Source organism: Maritimimonas sp. 2405UD52-3, assembly GCF_056591715.1.
In genome coordinates this window covers 336,381-356,515 of record NZ_JBWQOL010000002.1, presented here as the reverse complement: position 1 = coordinate 356,515, position 20,135 = coordinate 336,381, and the positions used below count along the sequence as shown (strand labels likewise).

Annotated in this window: 17 protein-coding genes and 1 pseudogene; 5 read left to right on the top strand and 13 right to left on the bottom strand. The window is 33.6% G+C overall.

Annotated features, from left to right (window positions below):
* Window positions 1-47: 47 nt before the first annotated feature.
* Window positions 48-821: a dihydropteroate synthase gene (gene folP, locus AC1EU5_RS05840; RefSeq protein ID WP_480191430.1), complete on the bottom strand. Its 774-nt coding sequence runs from the start codon at window positions 819-821 to the stop codon at window positions 48-50.
* 298 nt (window positions 822-1,119) lie between these two features.
* Between folP and AC1EU5_RS05835 the strand changes: the two genes are divergently transcribed.
* From AC1EU5_RS05835 to crcB, 3 genes are read left to right on the top strand one after another with little or no spacing between them, the layout of a single operon-like run.
* A complete protein-coding gene (locus AC1EU5_RS05835) occupies window positions 1,120-1,665 on the top strand; it encodes a DUF1599 domain-containing protein (protein WP_480191429.1) in 546 nt (181 codons plus the stop codon).
* A gap of 1 nt (window position 1,666) precedes the next feature.
* A complete protein-coding gene (locus AC1EU5_RS05830) occupies window positions 1,667-2,764 on the top strand; it encodes a BT_3928 family protein (RefSeq protein WP_480191428.1) in 1,098 nt (365 codons plus the stop codon).
* Window positions 2,764-3,135: a fluoride efflux transporter CrcB gene (crcB, locus tag AC1EU5_RS05825; protein ID WP_480191427.1), complete on the top strand. Its 372-nt coding sequence runs from the start codon at window positions 2,764-2,766 to the stop codon at window positions 3,133-3,135. Before AC1EU5_RS05830 ends, crcB begins: the two co-directional genes overlap by 1 nt.
* A gap of 7 nt (window positions 3,136-3,142) precedes the next feature.
* On the opposite strand, the gene rluF is transcribed toward crcB, so the two are convergent.
* The 4 genes from rluF to AC1EU5_RS05805 are packed head-to-tail and all read right to left on the bottom strand — an operon-like array spanning window position 3,143 to window position 5,929.
* Window positions 3,143-3,874, bottom strand: a complete 732-nt coding sequence (gene rluF / locus AC1EU5_RS05820) for a 23S rRNA pseudouridine(2604) synthase RluF (RefSeq protein ID WP_480191426.1) — start codon at window positions 3,872-3,874, stop codon at window positions 3,143-3,145.
* Between the two features lie 7 nt (window positions 3,875-3,881).
* Entirely contained in the window at window positions 3,882-4,370 is a 489-nt protein-coding gene (locus tag AC1EU5_RS05815; RefSeq protein ID WP_480191425.1) for a hypothetical protein, read from the bottom strand.
* Window positions 4,371-4,373: 3 nt separating this feature from the next.
* Window positions 4,374-5,312 carry a pyridoxal-phosphate dependent enzyme gene (locus AC1EU5_RS05810; protein WP_480191424.1) on the bottom strand — a complete coding sequence of 313 codons (939 nt, stop codon included), beginning with the start codon at window positions 5,310-5,312 and terminating at the stop codon, window positions 4,374-4,376.
* Window positions 5,309-5,929, bottom strand: a complete 621-nt coding sequence (locus AC1EU5_RS05805; protein WP_480191423.1) for a DUF1684 domain-containing protein — start codon at window positions 5,927-5,929, stop codon at window positions 5,309-5,311. The genes AC1EU5_RS05810 and AC1EU5_RS05805 overlap by 4 nt, the downstream gene beginning before the upstream one ends.
* Window positions 5,930-6,171: 242 nt before the next feature.
* Here AC1EU5_RS05805 and AC1EU5_RS05800 point away from each other — a divergent pair, with 242 nt between their 5' ends.
* Window positions 6,172-7,404: an MDR family MFS transporter gene (locus AC1EU5_RS05800; protein WP_480191422.1), complete on the top strand. Its 1,233-nt coding sequence runs from the start codon at window positions 6,172-6,174 to the stop codon at window positions 7,402-7,404.
* Window positions 7,405-7,507: 103 nt separating this feature from the next.
* Here AC1EU5_RS05800 and AC1EU5_RS05795 read toward each other — a convergent pair.
* The 5 genes and pseudogenes from AC1EU5_RS05795 to gcvP form a co-directional block, all read right to left on the bottom strand.
* Window positions 7,508-9,427, bottom strand: a pseudogene (locus AC1EU5_RS05795) (CocE/NonD family hydrolase).
* Window positions 9,428-9,555: 128 nt separating this feature from the next.
* Window positions 9,556-9,924: a DoxX protein gene (locus AC1EU5_RS05790; protein WP_480191421.1), complete on the bottom strand. Its 369-nt coding sequence runs from the start codon at window positions 9,922-9,924 to the stop codon at window positions 9,556-9,558.
* A 140-nt stretch (window positions 9,925-10,064) separates the two neighbouring features.
* A complete protein-coding gene (locus AC1EU5_RS05785; RefSeq protein ID WP_480191420.1) occupies window positions 10,065-11,717 on the bottom strand; it encodes a pyruvate dehydrogenase complex dihydrolipoamide acetyltransferase in 1,653 nt (550 codons plus the stop codon).
* Between the two features lie 105 nt (window positions 11,718-11,822).
* Window positions 11,823-12,818: a pyruvate dehydrogenase (acetyl-transferring) E1 component subunit alpha gene (gene pdhA, locus AC1EU5_RS05780; RefSeq protein WP_480191419.1), complete on the bottom strand. Its 996-nt coding sequence runs from the start codon at window positions 12,816-12,818 to the stop codon at window positions 11,823-11,825.
* A gap of 72 nt (window positions 12,819-12,890) precedes the next feature.
* Window positions 12,891-15,740 carry an aminomethyl-transferring glycine dehydrogenase gene (gcvP, locus tag AC1EU5_RS05775; protein WP_480191418.1) on the bottom strand — a complete coding sequence of 950 codons (2,850 nt, stop codon included), beginning with the start codon at window positions 15,738-15,740 and terminating at the stop codon, window positions 12,891-12,893.
* A 288-nt stretch (window positions 15,741-16,028) separates the two neighbouring features.
* Between gcvP and AC1EU5_RS05770 the strand changes: the two genes are divergently transcribed.
* Window positions 16,029-16,679, top strand: a complete 651-nt coding sequence (locus tag AC1EU5_RS05770) for a UbiA prenyltransferase family protein (protein WP_480191417.1) — start codon at window positions 16,029-16,031, stop codon at window positions 16,677-16,679.
* Here AC1EU5_RS05770 and AC1EU5_RS05765 read toward each other — a convergent pair.
* The 3 genes from AC1EU5_RS05765 to AC1EU5_RS05755 form a co-directional block, all read right to left on the bottom strand.
* Window positions 16,656-18,008 carry an FG-GAP repeat domain-containing protein gene (locus AC1EU5_RS05765; protein WP_480191416.1) on the bottom strand — a complete coding sequence of 451 codons (1,353 nt, stop codon included), beginning with the start codon at window positions 18,006-18,008 and terminating at the stop codon, window positions 16,656-16,658. The genes AC1EU5_RS05770 and AC1EU5_RS05765 overlap by 24 nt on opposite strands.
* Before the next feature lie 249 nt (window positions 18,009-18,257).
* Entirely contained in the window at window positions 18,258-19,034 is a 777-nt protein-coding gene (locus tag AC1EU5_RS05760; RefSeq protein ID WP_480191415.1) for a zinc ribbon domain-containing protein, read from the bottom strand.
* Between the two features lie 3 nt (window positions 19,035-19,037).
* Window positions 19,038-20,132, bottom strand: coding sequence for a Nif3-like dinuclear metal center hexameric protein (locus AC1EU5_RS05755; RefSeq protein WP_480191414.1), 1,095 nt, complete (start codon window positions 20,130-20,132; stop codon window positions 19,038-19,040).
* Window positions 20,133-20,135: the final 3 nt, after the last annotated feature.

Sequence of the window (20,135 nt, the reverse complement as noted above, 5' to 3'; positions counted from 1 at the left end):
GAAAATTAAGATTATACTACAAATCGCGCAAAAACGATGCCGAAGCATTATCCCTTTAAAGCTTCAACTATCTTAATTGCTTCCATTGCTTGCTTTACATCATGAACACGCAAAATATTGGTTCCATTAAGTAGTGCAATTGTATTTGCAACTGTTGTTGCATTTAATGCTTCTTTTGGAGTAATATCTAATAATTTATAGAGCATAGATTTTCGAGAAACTCCAGTGAGTATGGGTAGTTCTAATATTTTGAAGAAATCCATTTTACTCAGTAGCTCATAATTATGCGCTAACGTTTTTCCAAAACCGAAACCAAGATCAATAATGATATCATGCACATGAAATTTTTGTAATTCAGCAACCTTTTTAGAGAAATAAAGTAATACTTCTTTCACCATATCATCATAGTTAGGTTGTAATTGCATATTTTGAGGAGTGCCTTGCATATGCATTAAAACATAAGGTACTTGCAAGTTTGCAATGGTTTGAAACATGTTGGTGTCTAGAGAACCACCAGAAATATCATTGATCATACTGGCACCCATATCAACACATTTTTTTACTATACCACTTCTAAAGGTGTCAATAGAGATTAATATCTCAGGAAATTCTTTTAGGAGTAATTCAATTACTGGTAAAATGCGTTCACTCTCTTCTTGCTCACTAATATGTTCTGCTCCAGGCCTGGAAGAATAAGCACCTATATCTATAAATGTTGCTCCTTCATGTAACATTTTTTCTACCTGATTTAAAATGCTAACATCACCTTTATAGATTCCTCCATCATAAAAAGAATCAGGGGTGATGTTTAGAATCCCCATTACTTTTGGGGTTGAAAGGTTTATTAGATTTCCTTTGCAATTAATTGATAACATAGGGGTTATTATATGTTTTTGTGAAAAAATTAACAGCTAGAACTCATTTTTTTTGTAAATTTGAGTATTCTTCTCATATCTCCTATCGTGAGAGAATAAATGTTTAGCGACATATAATACTTAAGGCTACATTATTGTAGCCTTTTTTTATTGAATCGCTTACATACCTCAGTAAAAATACTTATTTACTCCATAATAAGTAGCTTGTTTTTTATAAATTCGTCGATAATTTAAATAAGCCTATATGCATAACACCAAAGTTCAATATGATGCTATAATAGCAAAATGTAGAGAGCTGTTTATTAATAAAATGAAAGACTATGGAAGTGCATGGCGTATCTTGCGTTTACCTTCTTTAACTGATCAAATTTTCATCAAGGCTCAACGTATCCGTCAACTTCAGGAAAATGATGCACGTAAAGTAGATGAAGATGAGGTTTCGGAATTTATTGGTATCATTAATTATTCAGTAATGGCTTTGATTCAATTAGAATTAGGTGTAGTAGAACAGCCAGATTTAAATACCAAACAAGCTACTGAATTATATGATAAACATGTGTTAGAAACCAAAACCTTGATGGAAAATAAGAATCATGACTATGGAGAGGCTTGGCGAGATATGCGCGTAAGTTCATTAACTGATTTGATTTTGCAGAAATTATTGCGTGTAAAGCAAATTGAAGATAATGAAGGCAAAACATTAGTGTCAGAAGGTATAGATGCCAATTATCAAGACATGATCAACTACGCTGTATTTGCATTAATTCTTATTGAAGAAAATCAAAATTAAAATGAAATTTTTAGTTCAGGTAGCACGAATTCTGGTAGCCATTACTTTTATTTTTTCTGGCTTTGTGAAATTGGTAGACCCGTTGGGTTCAGCTTATAAGTTCGAAGAATACTTTGGAGCCGATGTGTTGAATTTGGAGTTTTTAACTCCGTATGCATTAGCCTTTTCTATTTTTTTGATTATCGCTGAAATTATGCTGGGGGTACTATTGTTAATAGGATTCAAACCAAAGTTTACAACCTATAGTCTTTTTTTTATTACGCTTATATTTCTATTCCTAACTTGGTATTCTGCATATTATAACAAAGTGACTGACTGCGGTTGTTTTGGTGATGCCATTACCTTAACACCTTGGGAGACTTTTTATAAAAACATAGTCTTAATTATCTTAATTATATTATTGGTAGTTCGTTATACGGATATAAAATCTGTTTTTTCAGATAAAATTACAAAGGCGATCACCTACGCCTCACTATTAATTTTTCTGTTTGTCACCTATTATGCCTTGCAGCATTTACCACCAATAGATTTTAGAGCTTATGCCATTGGTAAGAATATCCCTGAGGGAATGATTTATCCTGAAAATGCAAAACAGGCGGTATATAAAGACACTTGGATTTATAAGGTGAATGGGGTAGATCAAGAGTTTACTACTGAAGAAAAACCTTGGGAGATTGAGGGTGCCACTTTCGTGAATAGAAAAACAAAACTTATAGAAAAAGGTTATGAACCTCCTATTCATGATTTTACAATGGAGAGGGGTGGAAAAGATCTTACTGAAGAATTAATGCAACGTGAAAAGCTATTACTTTTCGTGATGTACAATTTAGAAAAAGCAGATAAAGAAGGTCTTAAAGAGTTAAATACCATTGCAGAAAAGGCAATGCAACAAGGGTATGATGTGTTTGCTTTTTCAGCTTCAACGGAAGCATATTATGAAAAAGTAAAGCAGGAATATGGGCTTGAATTTGATTTGCTTTTTTGCGATGAAACTACCTTAAAAACTATTGTACGCTCTAACCCAGGAATTGTAACAATAAGTAAAGGCACAATTACTGGTAAATGGAACATAAACGATGCTGATAAAATAAAACTATAATGAAGCAAGTGCTATTGGTTTTTGTTGGTGGTGGGTTTGGTAGTATAGCCAGATATATACTGGCAAAATACTTTAATAGTGAGGCTAGCGGTATACCTTATGGTACTTTTTTAGCTAATGTGTTAGGTAGTTTACTGATAGGTATTATCCTTGGGGTGGCTGCTAAAAATGATACTCTATCACAAAGTCAAACGTTGCTATTGGCAACAGGTTTCTGTGGTGGATTCACAACATTTTCAACATTTGCATATGAAAACCATGTGTTTCTAAAGTCAGGTGATTTTCTGAATTTCTTTATGTATGCTGTAGGAAGTTTTGTACTTGGATTTGCAGCAGTTTTTTTAGGGATGTTCTTAGTAAAAAGCTTTTAGGGCTAAGTTAATTATAGGTTTTTGATGAGTCTGTAACAAGTCTATTGATCTCTTTTAACTCATTTTTGGTTAGATCTCTCCATTTTCCAACAGGAATGTCTAATGAAACATTCATAATTCTAATACGCTTGAGCTTGGTCACTCTATAGTCTAAATACTCGCACATTCTTCTTATCTGTCTATTTAAGCCCTGCGTAAGGATAATTTTAAATTTATTTTTACCAATTTGTTCTACTTTGCATTTTCTGGTAACCGTGTCTAAAATAGGAATACCATTACTCATTTTTTGAACAAAATCTTTATTAATAGGTTTGTTTACAGTAACAATGTATTCTTTTTCATGATTGTTACGTGCACGCAAAATTTTATTTACTATATCTCCATCATTCGTCAAAAAAATGAGACCTTCACTAGGTTTATCTAATCTACCTATAGGGAATATACGTTTAGGGTGATTGATGTAATCAATAATATTGTCTTTTTCAACTCGTGTATCGGTTGTGCACACAATACCAATTGGTTTATTAAAAGCAATATAAATGGCCTTATCTTTAGACTCAGAGATTAGTTTCCCATCTACTCGTACCTCGTCTTGAGCATTTATTTTAGTACCCATTTCTGGAATAACACCATTAATAGTTACCCGTCCTTGTTCAATTAATTTGTCAGCTGCTCTTCTGGAGCAATAACCTACTTCACTGAGATATTTATTAATACGGGTTTCTTTATTTTGTTCCATAGATGTATTAGTTAAAATCTAGTTCAATCTTGGTGAGATTAGCAATTTCTTTGTTCAGGTATTTAATACTTACTTTGGGTGGAATCGAGATTTCTACACAAATTTCACTAAAAACTAAACTTTCTGACGAGAGCTTAGACTGAAAGTCATTTGCCGTTAGCAATGATTTTAATAATAGTTTAAACATCTTTTTGTTCTTGTATTCAGCATAAAGCTTTTCTATAGTTTCGTCATCTACTTCTTTAAATCTATTTACGTGAATTTCTATAGATGGAGGCACTGAAATACCAACAATGAGTCTGTTTGTTCTAAATCCGGCTTTTTCTATGATAGGAAGTACATCAAATACACTTTTAACGTAATTTACAAACTTTCGTTTTGTACTCGCTCCTATATTTCCAATTTTTGAAAGCCCGCTTTTAAGCTGTTCTAAAACCTGATCAGTACTATCTTTTACAGTTTTAGTTGTTTTTGTAATGAGCGATTTTTTCCCCATAGACTAAAAGGGTAAATTTTTTAAATCTACATTACCACCTGATAAGATTAAGCCTACTTTTTTACCAGAAAATTTAGATTCTGATTTTAAAACTGCAGCAAGCACGGTAGCAGAAGAAGGTTCTGCAATAATTTTCATTCGCTCCCAGATAATTTGCATTGCATCTATAATTTCTTCTTCGGTTACTCTAATAATTTCCTCAACATAATGATGAATGATACTAAAGGTAATATCTCCTAAGGAGGTTTTTAATCCATCAGCAATAGTATTGGTAGTTGCATTCTTTTCTAGTTGTCCATTTTGTATTGATTTATAGGCATCATCTACTTCAAAAGGTTCAGCACCAATGACCTTACAATTAGTGCTAAATGCTAAAGTACTCAACGCCGTGCCAGATATCAATCCCCCACCACCAACTGGAGCAACTATATAATCTAAATCTGTATACACTTCCAAAAATTCCTTAGCAGCAGTTGCATTACCTAATATCACATTAAAATCATTAAACGGATGTACGAAAGTTGCTCCTTTTTTCTCTTGAATTTTTTGTGCTGTTGTTTCACGAGCATCCAATGTAGGCTCACATTCTGTGATTTGACCACCATAGCCTTTAACAGCATCCTTTTTTACTTGTGGTGCATCATTTGGCATCACAATATGAGCAGTGATTCCAATGTTTTTGGCGGCCAAGGTTAAAGCTTGACCAAAATTTCCTGAAGAGTGTGTAACAACTCCTTTTTGTTGTTGCTCTTTTGATAATTGCAAAATCGCATTGGTAGCACCTCTCATTTTAAAAGCGCCCATTTTTTGAAAGTTCTCGCATTTAAAATATAGATCAGCACCAGCCATTTGATTGATAGCTTGTGAGCTCAATACTGGTGTATTATGCATATAAGGAGCTAAACGTTCAGCAGCCGCTAAAATGTCTTTTTCAATTTTCATTTGATCTTTGATTTGAAGGCTTTTACTCCTGCTTTTATAGCTACATCCAGATGATTTTCTCTAGGAGGAATAGGGCAGGAGTATGCATCATTGTAAGCGCAATATGGGTTGTATGCCTTATTAAAATCTAGCTCAATAATGCCATTTTTAGATTGAGAAACATCCAAGTATCTTCCACCACCATAAGTTTCATTACCATTTGTAGTATCCATAAAAGGAACAAACAAATAATCCTTATATCCTGGTTTTTTAATGAGTTCTTGATTTTGGTAAACCTGAAGTACATATTTTTTGCCATTTAATTCAAAACGGGCTATTCCATAAGTTTTATAAATAGGTAATCTATCTGTTGTGGTTGGCATTTCAAAAAGAATAGGGTTCTCATTGAGGATAAATTGAGCTTTGATATTATAATTTGAGTCTATGGGGAAGTACTCCAAAGAAGAAAATTTTTTAAAATCTTTTTTGGTAAGTATAGTGGTCTTTTTATCAGCAAACTTCACATTTTGCTCATATCGATGCTTTTTTATTTGATCTATATAAGATCTTGGAGTTTCAGATTGAGAACATCCCGACAAGTAAGTAATAAAAAATAAAAAACCAATAAATCGTTGCATGTATAATAATTTATTCAAAGATAAGAATTAGATAATGTCTAGGTTTTAAAATATTTTGTAGCTTTGAATCAAATTAAGTAAAAAATGAGAACAACATATCGTACCATGAACATTCAATTTTCGGTGAAGCCGAGATATACGGGTATGTATTTGTTGTAGCTATATAGAAATAAGTATTAACAATAGAATAGATGCCCGGCTTAACGCCGGGTTTTTTATTTTTAGAAGTAACCTAATGAACTATGGTTTTAGTAAGTTTTTTAAATAGAAAAGTTATACAACCTTATTTTAATACATTTAAAGGTTTGTCAAGAGAAGTTTGGTGGCTTGCCTTAATTACACTTATTAATAGGGCAGGTACAATGGTCATTCCTTTTCTATCACTATACTTAACCAAGCACCTTGGTTTTAGCCTTGGTAAGGTAGGTTGGATCATGAGTGCATTTGGATTAGGATCTGTAGTTGGTTCGTGGTTAGGCGGAAAACTAACTGATAAAATTGGCTATTATAAGGTAATGGTATTTAGTTTGATTGCTACCGGATTTCTATTTGTAGGTTTACAATTTATTGAGACATTTGAAACCATAATTTTGGGAATCTTTACCGTTATGTTGGTTGCTGATGCCTTTAGACCTGCAATGTTTGTGGCATTAAGCACTTATAGTAAATCGGAAAACAAGACACGGTCTGTAACCTTAATTAGGCTAGCTATCAATTTGGGCTTTTCAGCTGGCCCAGCGGTTGGAGGTTTAATCATAACTTCTATAGGATATAACGGTTTATTTTGGATAGATGGCATTACCTGTTTTTTGGCGGGAATTTTATTATTGAATGTTTTACACCCTAAAAAAGCAAGAATTCAAGATGATATCAAGGTTAAAAACCCAAGTTCAGCTTATGGGGATAAGCCTTTTATTATTTTTTTAGGCGCTATGACATTGTTTGGATTTGTGTTCCTACAATATTTTTCAACAATACCGCTTTATTATAAAGATCAATCATTAACAGAATTTGAAATAGGATTATTGATGGGAATGAACGGATTTTTAATATTTCTTTTAGAAATGCCTTTTATAAAAAAGCTAGAAGATGGAAAAAGGTCAAAGATCTATTTAATGATTGTAGGTACAATTTTAATTGGGGCTAGCTTTCTTGTATTGAATTTCAGTGGATGGATAGGAATTCTAATCATAGGTATGTTATTGATGACCATTGGTGAAATGATATTATTCCCATTTTCTAATTCATTTGTAATGGACAGAGCTAAAAATGGTAAACAGGGAGAATTCATGGGTTTGTATACCATTTCATTTTCAATTGCGCATATATTTGGTCATAATGCTGGAATGCAATTAGTGGATAAAGTTGGTTATGAAGCCACTTGGTATTTAATGACAGCACTTTCTTTATTATGTATTCTTTTATTATTACGACTAGGAAGCGTTACAAAAAAGGAATTGGTAAAAATTAATTAGAATTAAAAAGCCGTTGCATTGCAACGGCTTAGAACCTTCAATAAGATTTATTAATTTTTTATAATTGCTTGGGTGATTTTCCTAAGAGTGAATGGGGCTAATTTTATTTTAAAACAGAAAACGCAATTTTTGATGATGTATACACAGTATGCGTTTGCGTTTTAAAATCTTCTTTTTTCGCTTTAAAAATATTATCTACGTAGGTCTGCGGGTTCAAGTCAATTAGAGGAAACCATGTACTTTGTACTTGCACTTGGAGTTTATGTCCTTTTTTAATAGTATGAAAAACGTCTTGTAATTTAATAGTTACATCTGTAGGTTTATTGGGTACAAAAGGTTCTGGTTTTTCAAAACTATTTCTAAATTTACCATGCATTACCTCACTCCTAACCATCAAATGATAGTTACTCATTTTTAGGTGATCTTGCATTCCTTCTCCATGCTCTTTGGTATCTGGAGGGTGTACGTCTATTATCTTAACAATTCAGTCAGCATCAGTACCTGTAGTTGCTACCTTTAAGTTAGCAATAATATCTCCTGATAGCGTAAGATTTTCATCTAAAATATCAGTTTCAAAAACCAAAACATCAGGTCTTCTGGAAGCAAAACGCTGATCGTCTGTCATATATTTTCTAGGTGTAAAAACTGTTTTAATATCTTCTGAGTAGGGGACAGGTCTTTCAATATCACTAATGAATTTTATGGGTGTGTTAGATTTAAAAGTTGTTGTTAATTCTTTATTTTCTGATAGGTACATGGTTTGTTTGGAAGTATTAGGTGGAGGCCAACTTTCATAAGTTTTCCAGGCTTTTTTACCAGAATCATATACATAAGCTTCTGGTAATCCAGATTCCTTTTTACCATTATCTTTTAAGAAATGATTAAAGAATTTAGTTTCAATTTTTTCTTGAAAGAATTCTGATATAGAATCTCCAAAATAATAATTACCAACTATGTTTTTACCCCGAGAGCGTGCCCACGCACCGTGATCCCAAGGACCGAAAACCAACGTGTTATAGTTATTAGGATTATTTTTTTCAATAGCCTTATAAGTTTCTAGTGGTCCATAAAGATCCTCTGCATCAAACCAACCACCAACAATCATAGTCGCGACCGAAGGTTTAATATTTTTTAAATGTTGAATAATACCTTTGCTCTGCCAAACACTGTCATAATTAGGATGTTCTACAATTTCTTTCCAAAAGAAATCGTCTATGTCATCATTACTTTTTAGTTTAGGATTGTCTAATGATTCATACTGAAAATAACGGTTGAGATTACTTAAAGGTCCTGCATCCAGAAAAAATTGGTATTGATCTTGTGTACCTAGTTCAGGTAATTTGTACCAAGCAGAATCTCTGGGTTCATCCTTTGGAGTTCCAAAGAGCGAGATAGCCCTAAAATAGCTTAATAAAAAAGCTCCATTATGGTGAAAGTCATCAAAATAAAAATCACCAATGCATGCTTGTGGTGAAGCTGCTTTTAATGCAGGATGTGCATCTATAACGGAATATGTGGTATAAAATCCTGGGTAAGAAATACCCCATGTACCAACATTGCCATTATTGTTTTCAATATTTTTGACAAGCCATTCAATAGTGTCATAAGTGTCTGAGCCTTCATCTATATCTTTATTTGATTTTTTGTTTGGAATGTATGCGCGCATATTGTCATAGATGCCTTCACTCATCCATCTGCCACGAACATCTTGATAGACAATAATATTACCTTCTTTCATTAAATGTTCGTTAGGACCAATTTTCACCTTAGATGTATCAGTACCATATGGTTTACAACTATAAGGCGTACGCATTAATAGAATAGGATACTCTTTACTTTTGTCTTTGGGTGAATAGATAGTAGTAAATAATTTCACACTATCTCGCATGGTGATGTATACCTCTTCCTTATTGTAATTCTCTGCTACATAATTTTTAGATTTCTCTTGAGTAGTTTTTTTTCGACAATTAAAAGTCAAAAAGACTAAGATGACTAAAAGTGTAATTCTAATTAAGTATTTCATACATTAAGAAAAAAGATAGTTCTAAATAAAGGTATAAATTTATATAAAATAGAAAACCACTACTATTGCAGCGGTTTTTCTAATTAATAAGTTCAAAAGTTTTGCTTTTAAACTTGTAGGGATGTAAACTAAAACAGGGTTTTAAATCGACCCCAATTGGCATAAAATAATGCTACTGTTAATACGGCGGAAAGGGCGGCACCTCCAATTCCTGCAATGTCATAATTTAAATGGAAAATTAAAAAGTTTACAACTAGCGGAGCTAAAGCAACCAATGCTAATCCTACCCATTTATTGGTAATTAATAATAAACCAATGGCAATTTCAAGTATACCTAATAATTGAAAATATCCAGCTTTACCTAAAGCACCCATAAATTCGGCAGCATCACCTGTTAACTCAGGCATGGGCATAAAGTTTCCAAATTTATTGGCGCCAAAAACGACCAGTAACAAACCTAAAATGACCCTAAGGATCATATTAACTTTTGAACTCATAAAACTTAAAAATTTAGTTAATACTATATTATTTGAGGTACAATTTAAGCAAATCTGACAAAGTAATTTATAAACTCTCAGTTTTATAAATAAAAAAACCACTCAAAAAGAGTGGCTTCTAGATTGTTTTAAGTCTATATTTAGACCAGCATAGTAACCGGATTTTCAATATATCCTTTCAATGTCTGTAAAAATTGTGCACCTGTGGCCCCATCTACAGTTCTATGATCACATGCCATAGTCAATTTCATAGTATTTCCAACTATTATTTGTCCTTCTCTAACAACAGGTTTTTGTACAATAGTACCAACAGATAAAATGGCAGAATTAGGCTGATTGATAATTGAGGTAAAATCGGTTATACCAAACATCCCTAAGTTAGAAATGGTAAAAGTACTACCTTCCATTTCTTGAGGTGTTAGCTTTTTATTACGCGCTTTACCTGCATATTCTTTTACTTGAGCACCTATTTGAGGTAAGGTCATCTCGTCGGCAAAACGAACCACAGGAACCAATAGGCCATCTTCAACTGCAACCGCCACACCAATATGTACATGATGATTCTTTTTGATTCTATCATCAAACCATTGGGAATTTACTTGTGGATGTTGCTTTAAAGCTAAGGCAGTTGCTTTAACAACAATATCATTAAATGAAATTTTAGTATCTGGTATAGAATTGAACTGCTTTCTAAAGGCGATTGCATTATCCATATCAAACTCAACATTCAAATAATAATGTGGTGCTGTAAATTTAGATTCACCCAACCTACGCGCAATGACTTTTCGCATTTGTGAGTTTGGTACTTCTTCAGAACTTTCTTGACCCTTAGGAGTAAATGGAATGCCAGAGGCTGACCCTACAGTATTAGGAGTAAAGTTTTCTACATCACTTTTTACAATTCTTCCATTTTCACCAGAACCTCTTACTTGGGCTAAATCAATTCCTTTTTCCTGAGCAATTTTTTTGGCTAAAGGAGAAGCAAATATTCTATCTCCATCATTTGCTTTTGATACTATAGGTTCTGCAATAATAGGTGCTGGCTCTTCTTTTTTGACAGTTGCTGGCTGCGATTGAGGTATTTGTTCCTTTTTTGTTTCAGTCTTTTCTTCTGTTTTTGAAAACGCTCCATTTTTAATGGCTTCAACTACACCTGATATATCTGTGCCTTTATTGCCTATAATGGCAAGTACACTATCTACAGCTGCAGATCCTCCTTCATTTACGCCAATATGCAATAATGTGCCTTCATAGAATGATTCAAATTCCATTGTAGCCTTATCAGTTTCAATTTCAGCTAGAATATCACCTTCGCTAATATTATCTCCTACTTTTTTTAGCCATGAAGCCACTGTACCTTCTGTCATTGTATCACTTAATCGTGGCATAGTAATAATCTCTACACCATTTGGTAGGTCAAAACCAGAATCTTTATCGGCTGATTCAGATACTTCTTCAGTTCCTGTATTTTCTGGTGTAGATTTGTTCTCTTTCTTCTCCTCTGGAGTAGGTTCAGCAGCTGGAGCTGCATTTAAGAGGGCTGAAAAATCTTCTCCTTTATCTCCAATAATAGCCAAAAGTGTATCTACTTTAGCTGACTCACCTTCATTAATACCTATATGTAGTAAGATACCTTCATGAAAAGACTCAAATTCCATAACGGCCTTATCAGTTTCAATCTCTGCCAAAATATCTCCCTCTTCAATTTTATCACCAACGCTTTTTAACCATTTTGCAACCACACCTTCTTCCATGGTGTCACTCAGTCGAGGCATATTTATTACTTCAGCCATAAGAATTTAATTTTTTAAAATTAAATAAATCTCAATCCCGATAACTATCGGGGCCAAATCACAACTAATATTATTGAAATTTGGTGTTTGAAATTTTGAATTTTTTTACAATCTATGTTTTAAAAACGGATAGTCTTCTTGTTCATAAACCACGTCATACATCACATTCTTTTCAGGATATGGAGAGTCTTCAGCAAACTTCTCACATTCAGAAACCCTTGTTTTCACCTCTTTGTTCATTTTATCAATCTCCTCATCGGTAGCATATTTTTCTGCTTTGATGATATCTAACACCTGGGTAATAGGATCAATCTTTTTATATTCTGCAACTTCTTCTTTTGTTCTATAATGTTGCGCGTCACTCATAGAATGCCCACGATAACGATAGGTTTTCATTTCTAAGAAGTAAGGTCCTTCTCTACGAGCATGTTCAATAGCTTCATATACTGCTTCTGCCACTTTAACAGGATTCATACCATCTACCGGTTTACTAGGCATTTCATAACCTAATCCTAATTTCCAGATATCCTCATGATTTGCTGTTCTTTCTACTGAAGTTCCCATAGCATAGCCATTGTTTTCTACAATAAAAACCACAGGTAATTTCCATAACATAGCCATGTTAAATGTTTCATGTAGTGACCCTTGACGAGCTGCACCATCACCAAAATAAGTTAGGGTTACGGCATCAGAACCCTTATACTTATCCGCAAAAGCGAGACCAGCACCTAAAGGAATTTGTCCACCAACAATTCCGTGACCACCATAAAAACGATGCTCTTTAGAAAAGATATGCATTGAACCACCCAAACCCTGTGAGGTTCCTGTAGCTTTACCATATAATTCTGCCATTACACGCTTAGGGTCTACACCCATTCCAATAGGCTGTACATGATTTCTATAAGCTGTGATCATCTTATCTTTGGTCAAATCCATGGCATGAAGTGCGCCTGCTAATACAGCTTCCTGACCATTATATAAGTGTAAGAAACCTCTTACTTTTTGTTGAATGTAAACAGCTGCAAGTTTATCTTCAAACTTACGCCAGAACAACATGTCCTTATACCATTGTAGGTAGGTTTCTTTAGTGATTTTTTTCATAATGTAATTTTCTGTTAAGAAAAATGAAATACAAATATAGTGTTTTAGGTTTTTTCAAAAAACAAGTTATTATCAAGCTTCTATATAATCTTCAATGGGATTACAAGTACATACCAAATGTCTGTCTCCGTAAGCATCATCAACACGTCTAACGGGTGGCCAGAATTTATTTTCTGAAACAAAATCTAATGGAAAAGCAGCCTCTTGTCTTGAGTAATTAAATGACCAATCGTCTGTGGTTAGCATGGCCTGTGTGTGCGGTGCATTTTTCAATACTGAATCTTCACCTTCTATATAGGCATCTATTTCAGTTTTGATCTGGATCATGGCGTCACAAAAACGATCAAGTTCTTGTTTACTCTCACTTTCCGTTGGCTCAATCATCAAAGTACCAGCAACAGGAAATGACAGAGTAGGGGCGTGAAAACCAAAATCCATTAAACGTTTAGCTATGTCAGTAACTTCCACCCCTTTTGCTTTGAACTCTCTAAAATCAACAATCATTTCATGCGCTGCATAGCCCTTTTCACCTGTGTACAGAATCTTATAGTGTTTTTCGAGTTTTGCTTTTATATAATTTGCATTTAGGATGGCATATATAGTCGATTTTTTCAACCCGTCGGCGCCTAACATTTTAATATAACCATAAGAGATGATATCAACCAATGCAGACCCCCAAGGAGCTGCTGAAATGGCAGTAATAGCATTTTTACCTCCGGTTTTAATAATAGGGTTGGTTGGTAAAAATTCAGCTAAATGTTTAGCTACACAAATGGGGCCCACACCCGGGCCACCACCACCATGAGGAATAGCGAATGTCTTGTGTAAGTTCAAATGACAGACATCTGCACCAATAGTTGCAGGGTTTGTTAAACCAACTTGGGCGTTCATATTAGCACCATCCATATACACTTGTCCTCCATTATCATGTATGATTTTCGTAATATCTTGAATGGCACTTTCAAAAACGCCATGCGTAGATGGATACGTAACCATCAAAGCCGCTAAATTCCCCTTATGAAGTTCAGCTTTTTCTTTCAAATCTTCTACATCAATATTACCATCATCTGAGGTTTTTGTTACGACCACTTTCATGCCGGCCATAACAGCAGAAGCGGGATTCGTACCATGTGCGGATGCAGGAATCAAACAAATATTTCTATGATGGTCACCTCTTGATTCGTGGTAGGCTTTAATAACCATGAGTCCGCTAAATTCTCCTTGAGCACCTGAATTAGGCTGTAATGAAGTAGCATGAAAACCAGTAATGATATTTAATGATCGTTCTAATTCTTGCAGCATTTCTTGATAACCCTGAGCTTGTTCAATGGGAACAAAAGGATGGATGTTGTTCCATGAACTTAAACTCAATGGAATCATTTCTGATGCAGCGTTCAATTTCATAGTACAAGATCCTAATGATATCATAGAGTCTGTTAATGAAATGTCTTTACGTTCGAGTTTTTTGATATAACGCATCATCTCGGTTTCTGAATGATAGCTTTCAAAAACTTCATTTGACATAAACGATATCTTACGTTTTAAATCATCTGGAATAGAGGAAGTAAAAACATATTCGTTTACTATTACTGGCTCTTTACCCTCAGCTTTGGCTAGAATATCAATAATTTGATTGATATCTTTTAAAGAGGTAGTTTCATTTAATGAAATGCAAACTGTGGTGTCATCAGGGTAATAGAAGTTAACTTCATTTTCTTCAGCAATTCTTTTCACAGTTTCTGCAGAAGTTGCTTTGATCTGTAAGGTGTCAAATGCTGAAGTGTTGAGTTGCTCAAATCCCATTTGTAGAACTGCTCCATTCAACACATTCGTTAGTGAATGTATTTTATTTGCAATATATTTTAGTCCATCTGGGCCGTGATAGCAAGCATACATACCTGCCATAACAGCCAATAATACCTGCGCGGTGCAAATATTAGATGTTGCTTTTTCACGTTTTATATGTTGCTCTCTTGTTTGCAAAGCCATACGCAAAGCACGATTCCCATTAGCATCTTTGGTCACTCCAATAATTCGTCCGGGAATTAATCTTTTATACTCTTTTTTCGTAGCAAAATAGCCTGCGTGCGGCCCTCCATATCCTAGAGGAATACCAAAACGTTGAGAAGTTCCTACTACCACATCAGCTCCCATATCACCTGGAGCTTTTAAAATTGTGAGACTCAACAAATCAGCAGCTACTACAACTTTTGCTCCATATTCATTTGCTTTAGAAATAAAATCTGTATAATCATAAAGTTGCCCATTTTTATTTGGGTATTGAACAAGAGCTCCAAAAACTTTATCGTTACAATTAAAGGTTTCATGATTACCAAATACCAATTCTATGCCTATAGGCAAAGCCCTTGTTTTTAGAATAGATATGGTTTGGGGTAATACATCCTCTGCAACAAAAAATTGTTTAACATCCCTCTTTTTTTGATCTCTTGAACGTGCAGCGAATAATAAAGCCATTGCTTCGGCGGCAGCTGTACCCTCATCTAATAAAGAGGAATTTGCCAATTCCATTCCTGTCAATTCTGTGACCATGGTTTGGTAGTTCAATAATGCTTCTAATCTACCTTGAGAAATTTCAGCCTGATACGGAGTGTAAGAAGTGTACCAACTTGGATTCTCAAAAATATTTCTTTGAATGACAGCTGGTAAAATTGTTGGGTGATATCCTAAACCTATATACGATTTATATAGTTTGTTTCTTGATGCTAAATCTTCAACATGTGCACTGAATTCATATTCGCTCATTGCCTTAGGCAAATCAAGGTCTTTTTTAAATTTAATATGTGAAGGAATGGTATTGTAAATTAACTCATCTAATGAATCTATACCTATGGTAGTTAGCATGTTATCTACATCTTTTTCTCTGGGTCCAAGATGCCTTAACGCGAAAGAATCTGTGTTCATTTAAGCAAAATAATAGTAGTCAAATATGGATATCAAAAATACACAAAAAGCAGCGATTAAAATACGCGCTTGAAAGAATATTTTAGCACCTCTTTTAGTTACTTTTGTAGGATGCGGTTACTTAAAAGATGCTTTGATTTTTATGTTTTTGGGAATATCCATGTGGCTATTGCAGTATTTTCATTAACTAATATCACATTAATACAGGCGAATTTTAGTTCAGAAGTGTTTCCGTTCTTCGTTTTCTTTAGCACAATTTTAGCTTACAATTTTATTAGATTGTCCAGAATGTCTGAGATTAAGTCTTGGAGATCTGAATGGGTTGCAAAAAATAAGAAGTATCTATATATTTTGATGTTTATCTCTGGTACGGGCGCCTTATACTTTGGCTTGAAACTACAGACTTCTTTATATATATACTTGATCCCTTTTATCTTATTGACATTTTTTTATGTAATTCCGTTTAATCAACTTGCTAATAAAAGGAAATCTCTGAGGACGCTTTCTGGGTTAAAAATTTTCTTAATTGCTTTTTGCTGGGCTGGTATTACTGTTCTATTACCATTATTAAATGAAGAATATACAATCGGTAGGAATCAGATACTAATTTTCTTACAACGATTTTTATTTGTGATAGCACTAACAATTCCTTTTGATATTAGAGATCTTCAGTTTGATAGTGACAAGCTAAAGACAATTCCTCAATTGATTGGATTGCCTAAAGCAAAAAGATTTGGCATTTTTTTACTAATGCTTTTTGTAGGACTGAATTTTCTAAAAAAGGGATTAGATATACAGCAAATGAGAGTGGAATTTGTGATTGCACTTATTACAATGTTCTTTTTAATTCGCTCTAATGATAACCAAAACAAATATTATAGCGCTTTTTTTGTGGAATCAATACCAATAATCTGGCTATTGCTGATGATTGTTTTTTAATTTATTCTCTAAAATCATAATATCCACATTTTCTTTGCTCCAGAGTTCGGATAATTCTTTGGGTACAGGTGTAAAAACATATGTAAATGTACTCAAGATAATATCTTCATCTCCATCTTTATCAATATCTCCTGAATCCATGAGAAACCACCTACCCGAGTTAGCATTTTCTAATGTGTAGGTTTCAAAATCATACGTTTTAGAATTTGTATTTTCAAGATATACAAATGAAAGTTCAGGATAATTATTATAATCAGGAAATGTAGAAATTACTCCAAAATCAATGTCATTATCTTGGTCAAAATCCTTTGCAATCACTCTAGTTGCACCATTTAATGGGTAGAAATAGGCTTCTTTAAATTCATTATTACCATCATTAATGTGGATTTTCAACCCGTGATAAGGCTTCTGTATGTATGACTTGTCAGCATTATCTCCATTTACAGTAATAATATCTTGATCACCATCACTATCATAATCAACTAATTCAAACCAACTACTCCCATAAATTGGGCTAAAACGCAATACCTTTTCAGGGATAAAACTTAGATCATCTTGTTGGTAAAGAATTGTAATGGTTTCATCTCCTTGTGAGGTAAGCGCTATAAGGTCTTCTTTACCATCCTTATTCATGTCTTTTGCAAGAACCCTTATAGTACCTGGTTGGTTCAGAAGAATTTGTTTTTCATATTGCGAGTCTTTAGATTTCACCAACATTGATAATTTTCCCGTAAGGTTACCAAATTCAGAAATTACAAATTCATCAATACCGTCTTTATTTAAATCAGTAACCAAATTATGAACGGGTCTATGTAATAAGTTAGAGATTGGTTCTATTGAATCATTTTTAACCATGAAAACTTGACCAGATGATAACTCGGTTGGGTTTAGCTTTCCTATGGTGGTTATATAGTTAGCATTTTCTCTTTCACTATAATCTACAATAGCACTGCTTAATTGTTTAATAGGAGTGTTTACATTTTTGCTGAAATCGTATTTAAAAAGGTTACCTCTAATATCAGCATTTATAAGCTGGTTTTCTTTAATATTATATTTTAAAAAAGTGGTAAACGAACCACCTATACTATCTAATGATATAGGTTTTGCTGTAAACTGATCTAGTCTGTTTGCTTTCTTTTCATACTCAATTACTTTTAAAGTATCAGGGGCCAATGAAATAATATAGTCTTTAAGAAGTTTCCAGTCTTCTTTTGATATGGTAGGTCTAATTGGATAAATTCCTGATTTATAGATAGCTTCTATTTCATCGAATGGTAATCCTTTTACAGGATTATAGGTAGAATCTTTAATACCCATTCTTGCACCCATATCGGGCAGTATTTGAGTTGCCCAAACTTCTTTAGTAAGATGATCAATAGATGGAGCAATATGACAGCTTGCGCATTGATTTTGAAAAAGTGCCTCTTGTTTTTTTTGGGTTGACTGAGAGCATGAAAATAAACTTATAAGTATTGTACAAAGAAGTATTCTGGAAATATTCATAGGTATGCAGGTTATGCATACAGTATAATCTTTTTGAAAGGCTTTCTGTATACTGATTAAAAAAATACTTGCTTCTTAAGAGGTAAATAATTCTTCCATTTTTTTCTTTTCTTCTTCGGCCAACTGAGCATCAACTAGAATTCTACCACTATGCTCATCAGCAATGATCTTTTTACGATTAGCAATTTCCATTTGTTTTTGTGGGGGAATTGTAAAGAAAGAACCACCAGATGCGCCCCGTTGAATTGCTACAACAGCTAAACCGTTACGAACTTTAGTTCGTATTCTTTTATAAGCAGATAATAAACGATCATCTATCAACTTGCTGAACTCTTCAGACTTTTTGTTTAAAAGTTTTTCTTCTTTTTCTGTCTCAGCCATGATTTCATCAAGCTCTTCTTTCTTTAACTTTAAATGCGTATCCTTTTCTTTAATTTTTTCTTTAGCAGCATCTATGATTTCATTCTTCTGTTCAATTTTAGCCGAAAATTCTTTAATATGTTTTTCTGCCAATTGCACTTCAAGCTCTTGGTATTCAATTTCCTTGCTTAAAGAGTCAAACTCACGATTGTTGCGAACATTTTTTTGTTGCGTAGTATATTTCTTTACAAGCGCATTTGCTTCTTCAATAGTCTGCTTTCTATTCTTAATGCTCGTCTCTAAATTTTCAATATCGTTGTTGAAATTTGCAAGTCTGGTATTTAATCCTTCTATTTCATCTTCTAAATCTTGAACCTCAAGAGGTAATTCGCCTCGCATATTTTTGATCTCATCTATTCTAGAATCAATCAGTTGTAGATCATATAAAGCTCTTAATTTTTCTTCAACTGTAACTTCTGTTTTCTTAGCCATCTCTTATGAATAATTGATAGGATTTGTATTGGTTTCCGATAAAACGACTGCAAAATTACGGAATTTTTTTGTAAGAAAATCAGCTAATAGGTTTTTTGTAAATTGCTCACTTTCATAATGCCCAATATCAGCAATAATAAACTTATTTTCGGCTTTATAGAACTCATGATATTTAAAATCGGCAGAAATATAAATGTCTGCTCCAGAACGCTTTGCAGCTTCAATAGCAAAAGCACCCGAACCACCAAGAACAGCCACTTTTTTAATCGATTTTTGTAAGAATTTTGAATGACGAATGCTTTTTAAATTAAATTTCTCTTTTAATAGCGTAAAGAATTCATTTTCAGAAACTTTATTTTCTAATTCGCCAACCATGCCCATACCTATATGTTGATGTGTATTGTCCGTAGCAACAATATCATAGGCTACTTCTTCATATGGATGTTCATCAAACAATGCTCTAAGTAGTTTTTGTTCAAGATAACTTTCAAAAATCACACTGATAAAAGTTTCATTTTCAGTATGCAATTTGCCTTTTTTGCCTATAGTAGGATTTGAGTTTTCATTACCTCTGTACGTACCTTGACCTTGAATATTAAAGCTACAATGACTATAATTTCCTATATCTCCAGCGCCAGCATCATGTAAGGCTTTTCTTACATTTTCAGCATCTTTTTCAGGAACATAGGTGGTCAGTTTCTTTATCAACCCTTTTTTTGGTAGCAAGATTTTGGTTTTTTGTAATCCTAATACTTCCGCCATTTTAGCTGAAACTCCTTGTATGGAATTGTCTAATGCGGTGTGAATGGCATAAATGGCAATATTGTTTTTAATGGCTTTTAAAACAACACGCTCAACATAATTTTTACCATTAATTTTTTTAAGGCCTGAAAAGATGATGGGGTGAAAACTTATAATGAGATTACACTTTTTATCAATGGCTTCATCTACAACCTCTTCTAAAGTGTCTAATGTCACTAGAACTCCTGTAACTTCAGTTTGATAGTCTCCAATAAGTAACCCAACATTATCAAAATCTTCAGCATACTTTAAGGGTGCTATTTCTTCAATAGCGGTAGTAATGTCTTTAATTTTCATTAA

Bases quoted from the DNA above. Each gene is read 5' to 3' on its own strand.
- folP (WP_480191430.1), bottom strand. From the start codon at position 821: ATGGGGATTCTAAACATCACCCCTGATTCTTTTTATGATGGAGGAATC.
- AC1EU5_RS05770 (WP_480191417.1), top strand. From the start codon at position 16,029: ATGTCTGAGATTAAGTCTTGGAGATCTGAATGGGTTGCAAAAAATAAG.
- AC1EU5_RS05830 (WP_480191428.1), top strand. From the start codon at position 1,667: ATGAAATTTTTAGTTCAGGTAGCACGAATTCTGGTAGCCATTACTTTT.
- AC1EU5_RS05785 (WP_480191420.1), bottom strand. From the start codon at position 11,717: ATGGCTGAAGTAATAAATATGCCTCGACTGAGTGACACCATGGAAGAA.
- AC1EU5_RS05765 (WP_480191416.1), bottom strand. From the start codon at position 18,008: ATGGGTGCAAGAATGGGTATTAAAGATTCTACCTATAATCCTGTAAAA.
- AC1EU5_RS05815 (WP_480191425.1), bottom strand. From the start codon at position 4,370: ATGGGGAAAAAATCGCTCATTACAAAAACAACTAAAACTGTAAAAGAT.
- AC1EU5_RS05805 (WP_480191423.1), bottom strand. From the start codon at position 5,929: ATGCAACGATTTATTGGTTTTTTATTTTTTATTACTTACTTGTCGGGA.
- crcB (WP_480191427.1), top strand. From the start codon at position 2,764: ATGAAGCAAGTGCTATTGGTTTTTGTTGGTGGTGGGTTTGGTAGTATA.
- AC1EU5_RS05790 (WP_480191421.1), bottom strand. From the start codon at position 9,924: ATGAGTTCAAAAGTTAATATGATCCTTAGGGTCATTTTAGGTTTGTTA.
- gcvP (WP_480191418.1), bottom strand. From the start codon at position 15,740: ATGAACACAGATTCTTTCGCGTTAAGGCATCTTGGACCCAGAGAAAAA.
- AC1EU5_RS05755 (WP_480191414.1), bottom strand. From the start codon at position 20,132: ATGAAAATTAAAGACATTACTACCGCTATTGAAGAAATAGCACCCTTA.
- AC1EU5_RS05810 (WP_480191424.1), bottom strand. From the start codon at position 5,312: ATGAAAATTGAAAAAGACATTTTAGCGGCTGCTGAACGTTTAGCTCCT.
- AC1EU5_RS05760 (WP_480191415.1), bottom strand. From the start codon at position 19,034: ATGGCTAAGAAAACAGAAGTTACAGTTGAAGAAAAATTAAGAGCTTTA.
- AC1EU5_RS05800 (WP_480191422.1), top strand. From the start codon at position 6,172: ATGGTTTTAGTAAGTTTTTTAAATAGAAAAGTTATACAACCTTATTTT.
- pdhA (WP_480191419.1), bottom strand. From the start codon at position 12,818: ATGAAAAAAATCACTAAAGAAACCTACCTACAATGGTATAAGGACATG.
- rluF (WP_480191426.1), bottom strand. From the start codon at position 3,874: ATGGAACAAAATAAAGAAACCCGTATTAATAAATATCTCAGTGAAGTA.
- AC1EU5_RS05835 (WP_480191429.1), top strand. From the start codon at position 1,120: ATGCATAACACCAAAGTTCAATATGATGCTATAATAGCAAAATGTAGA.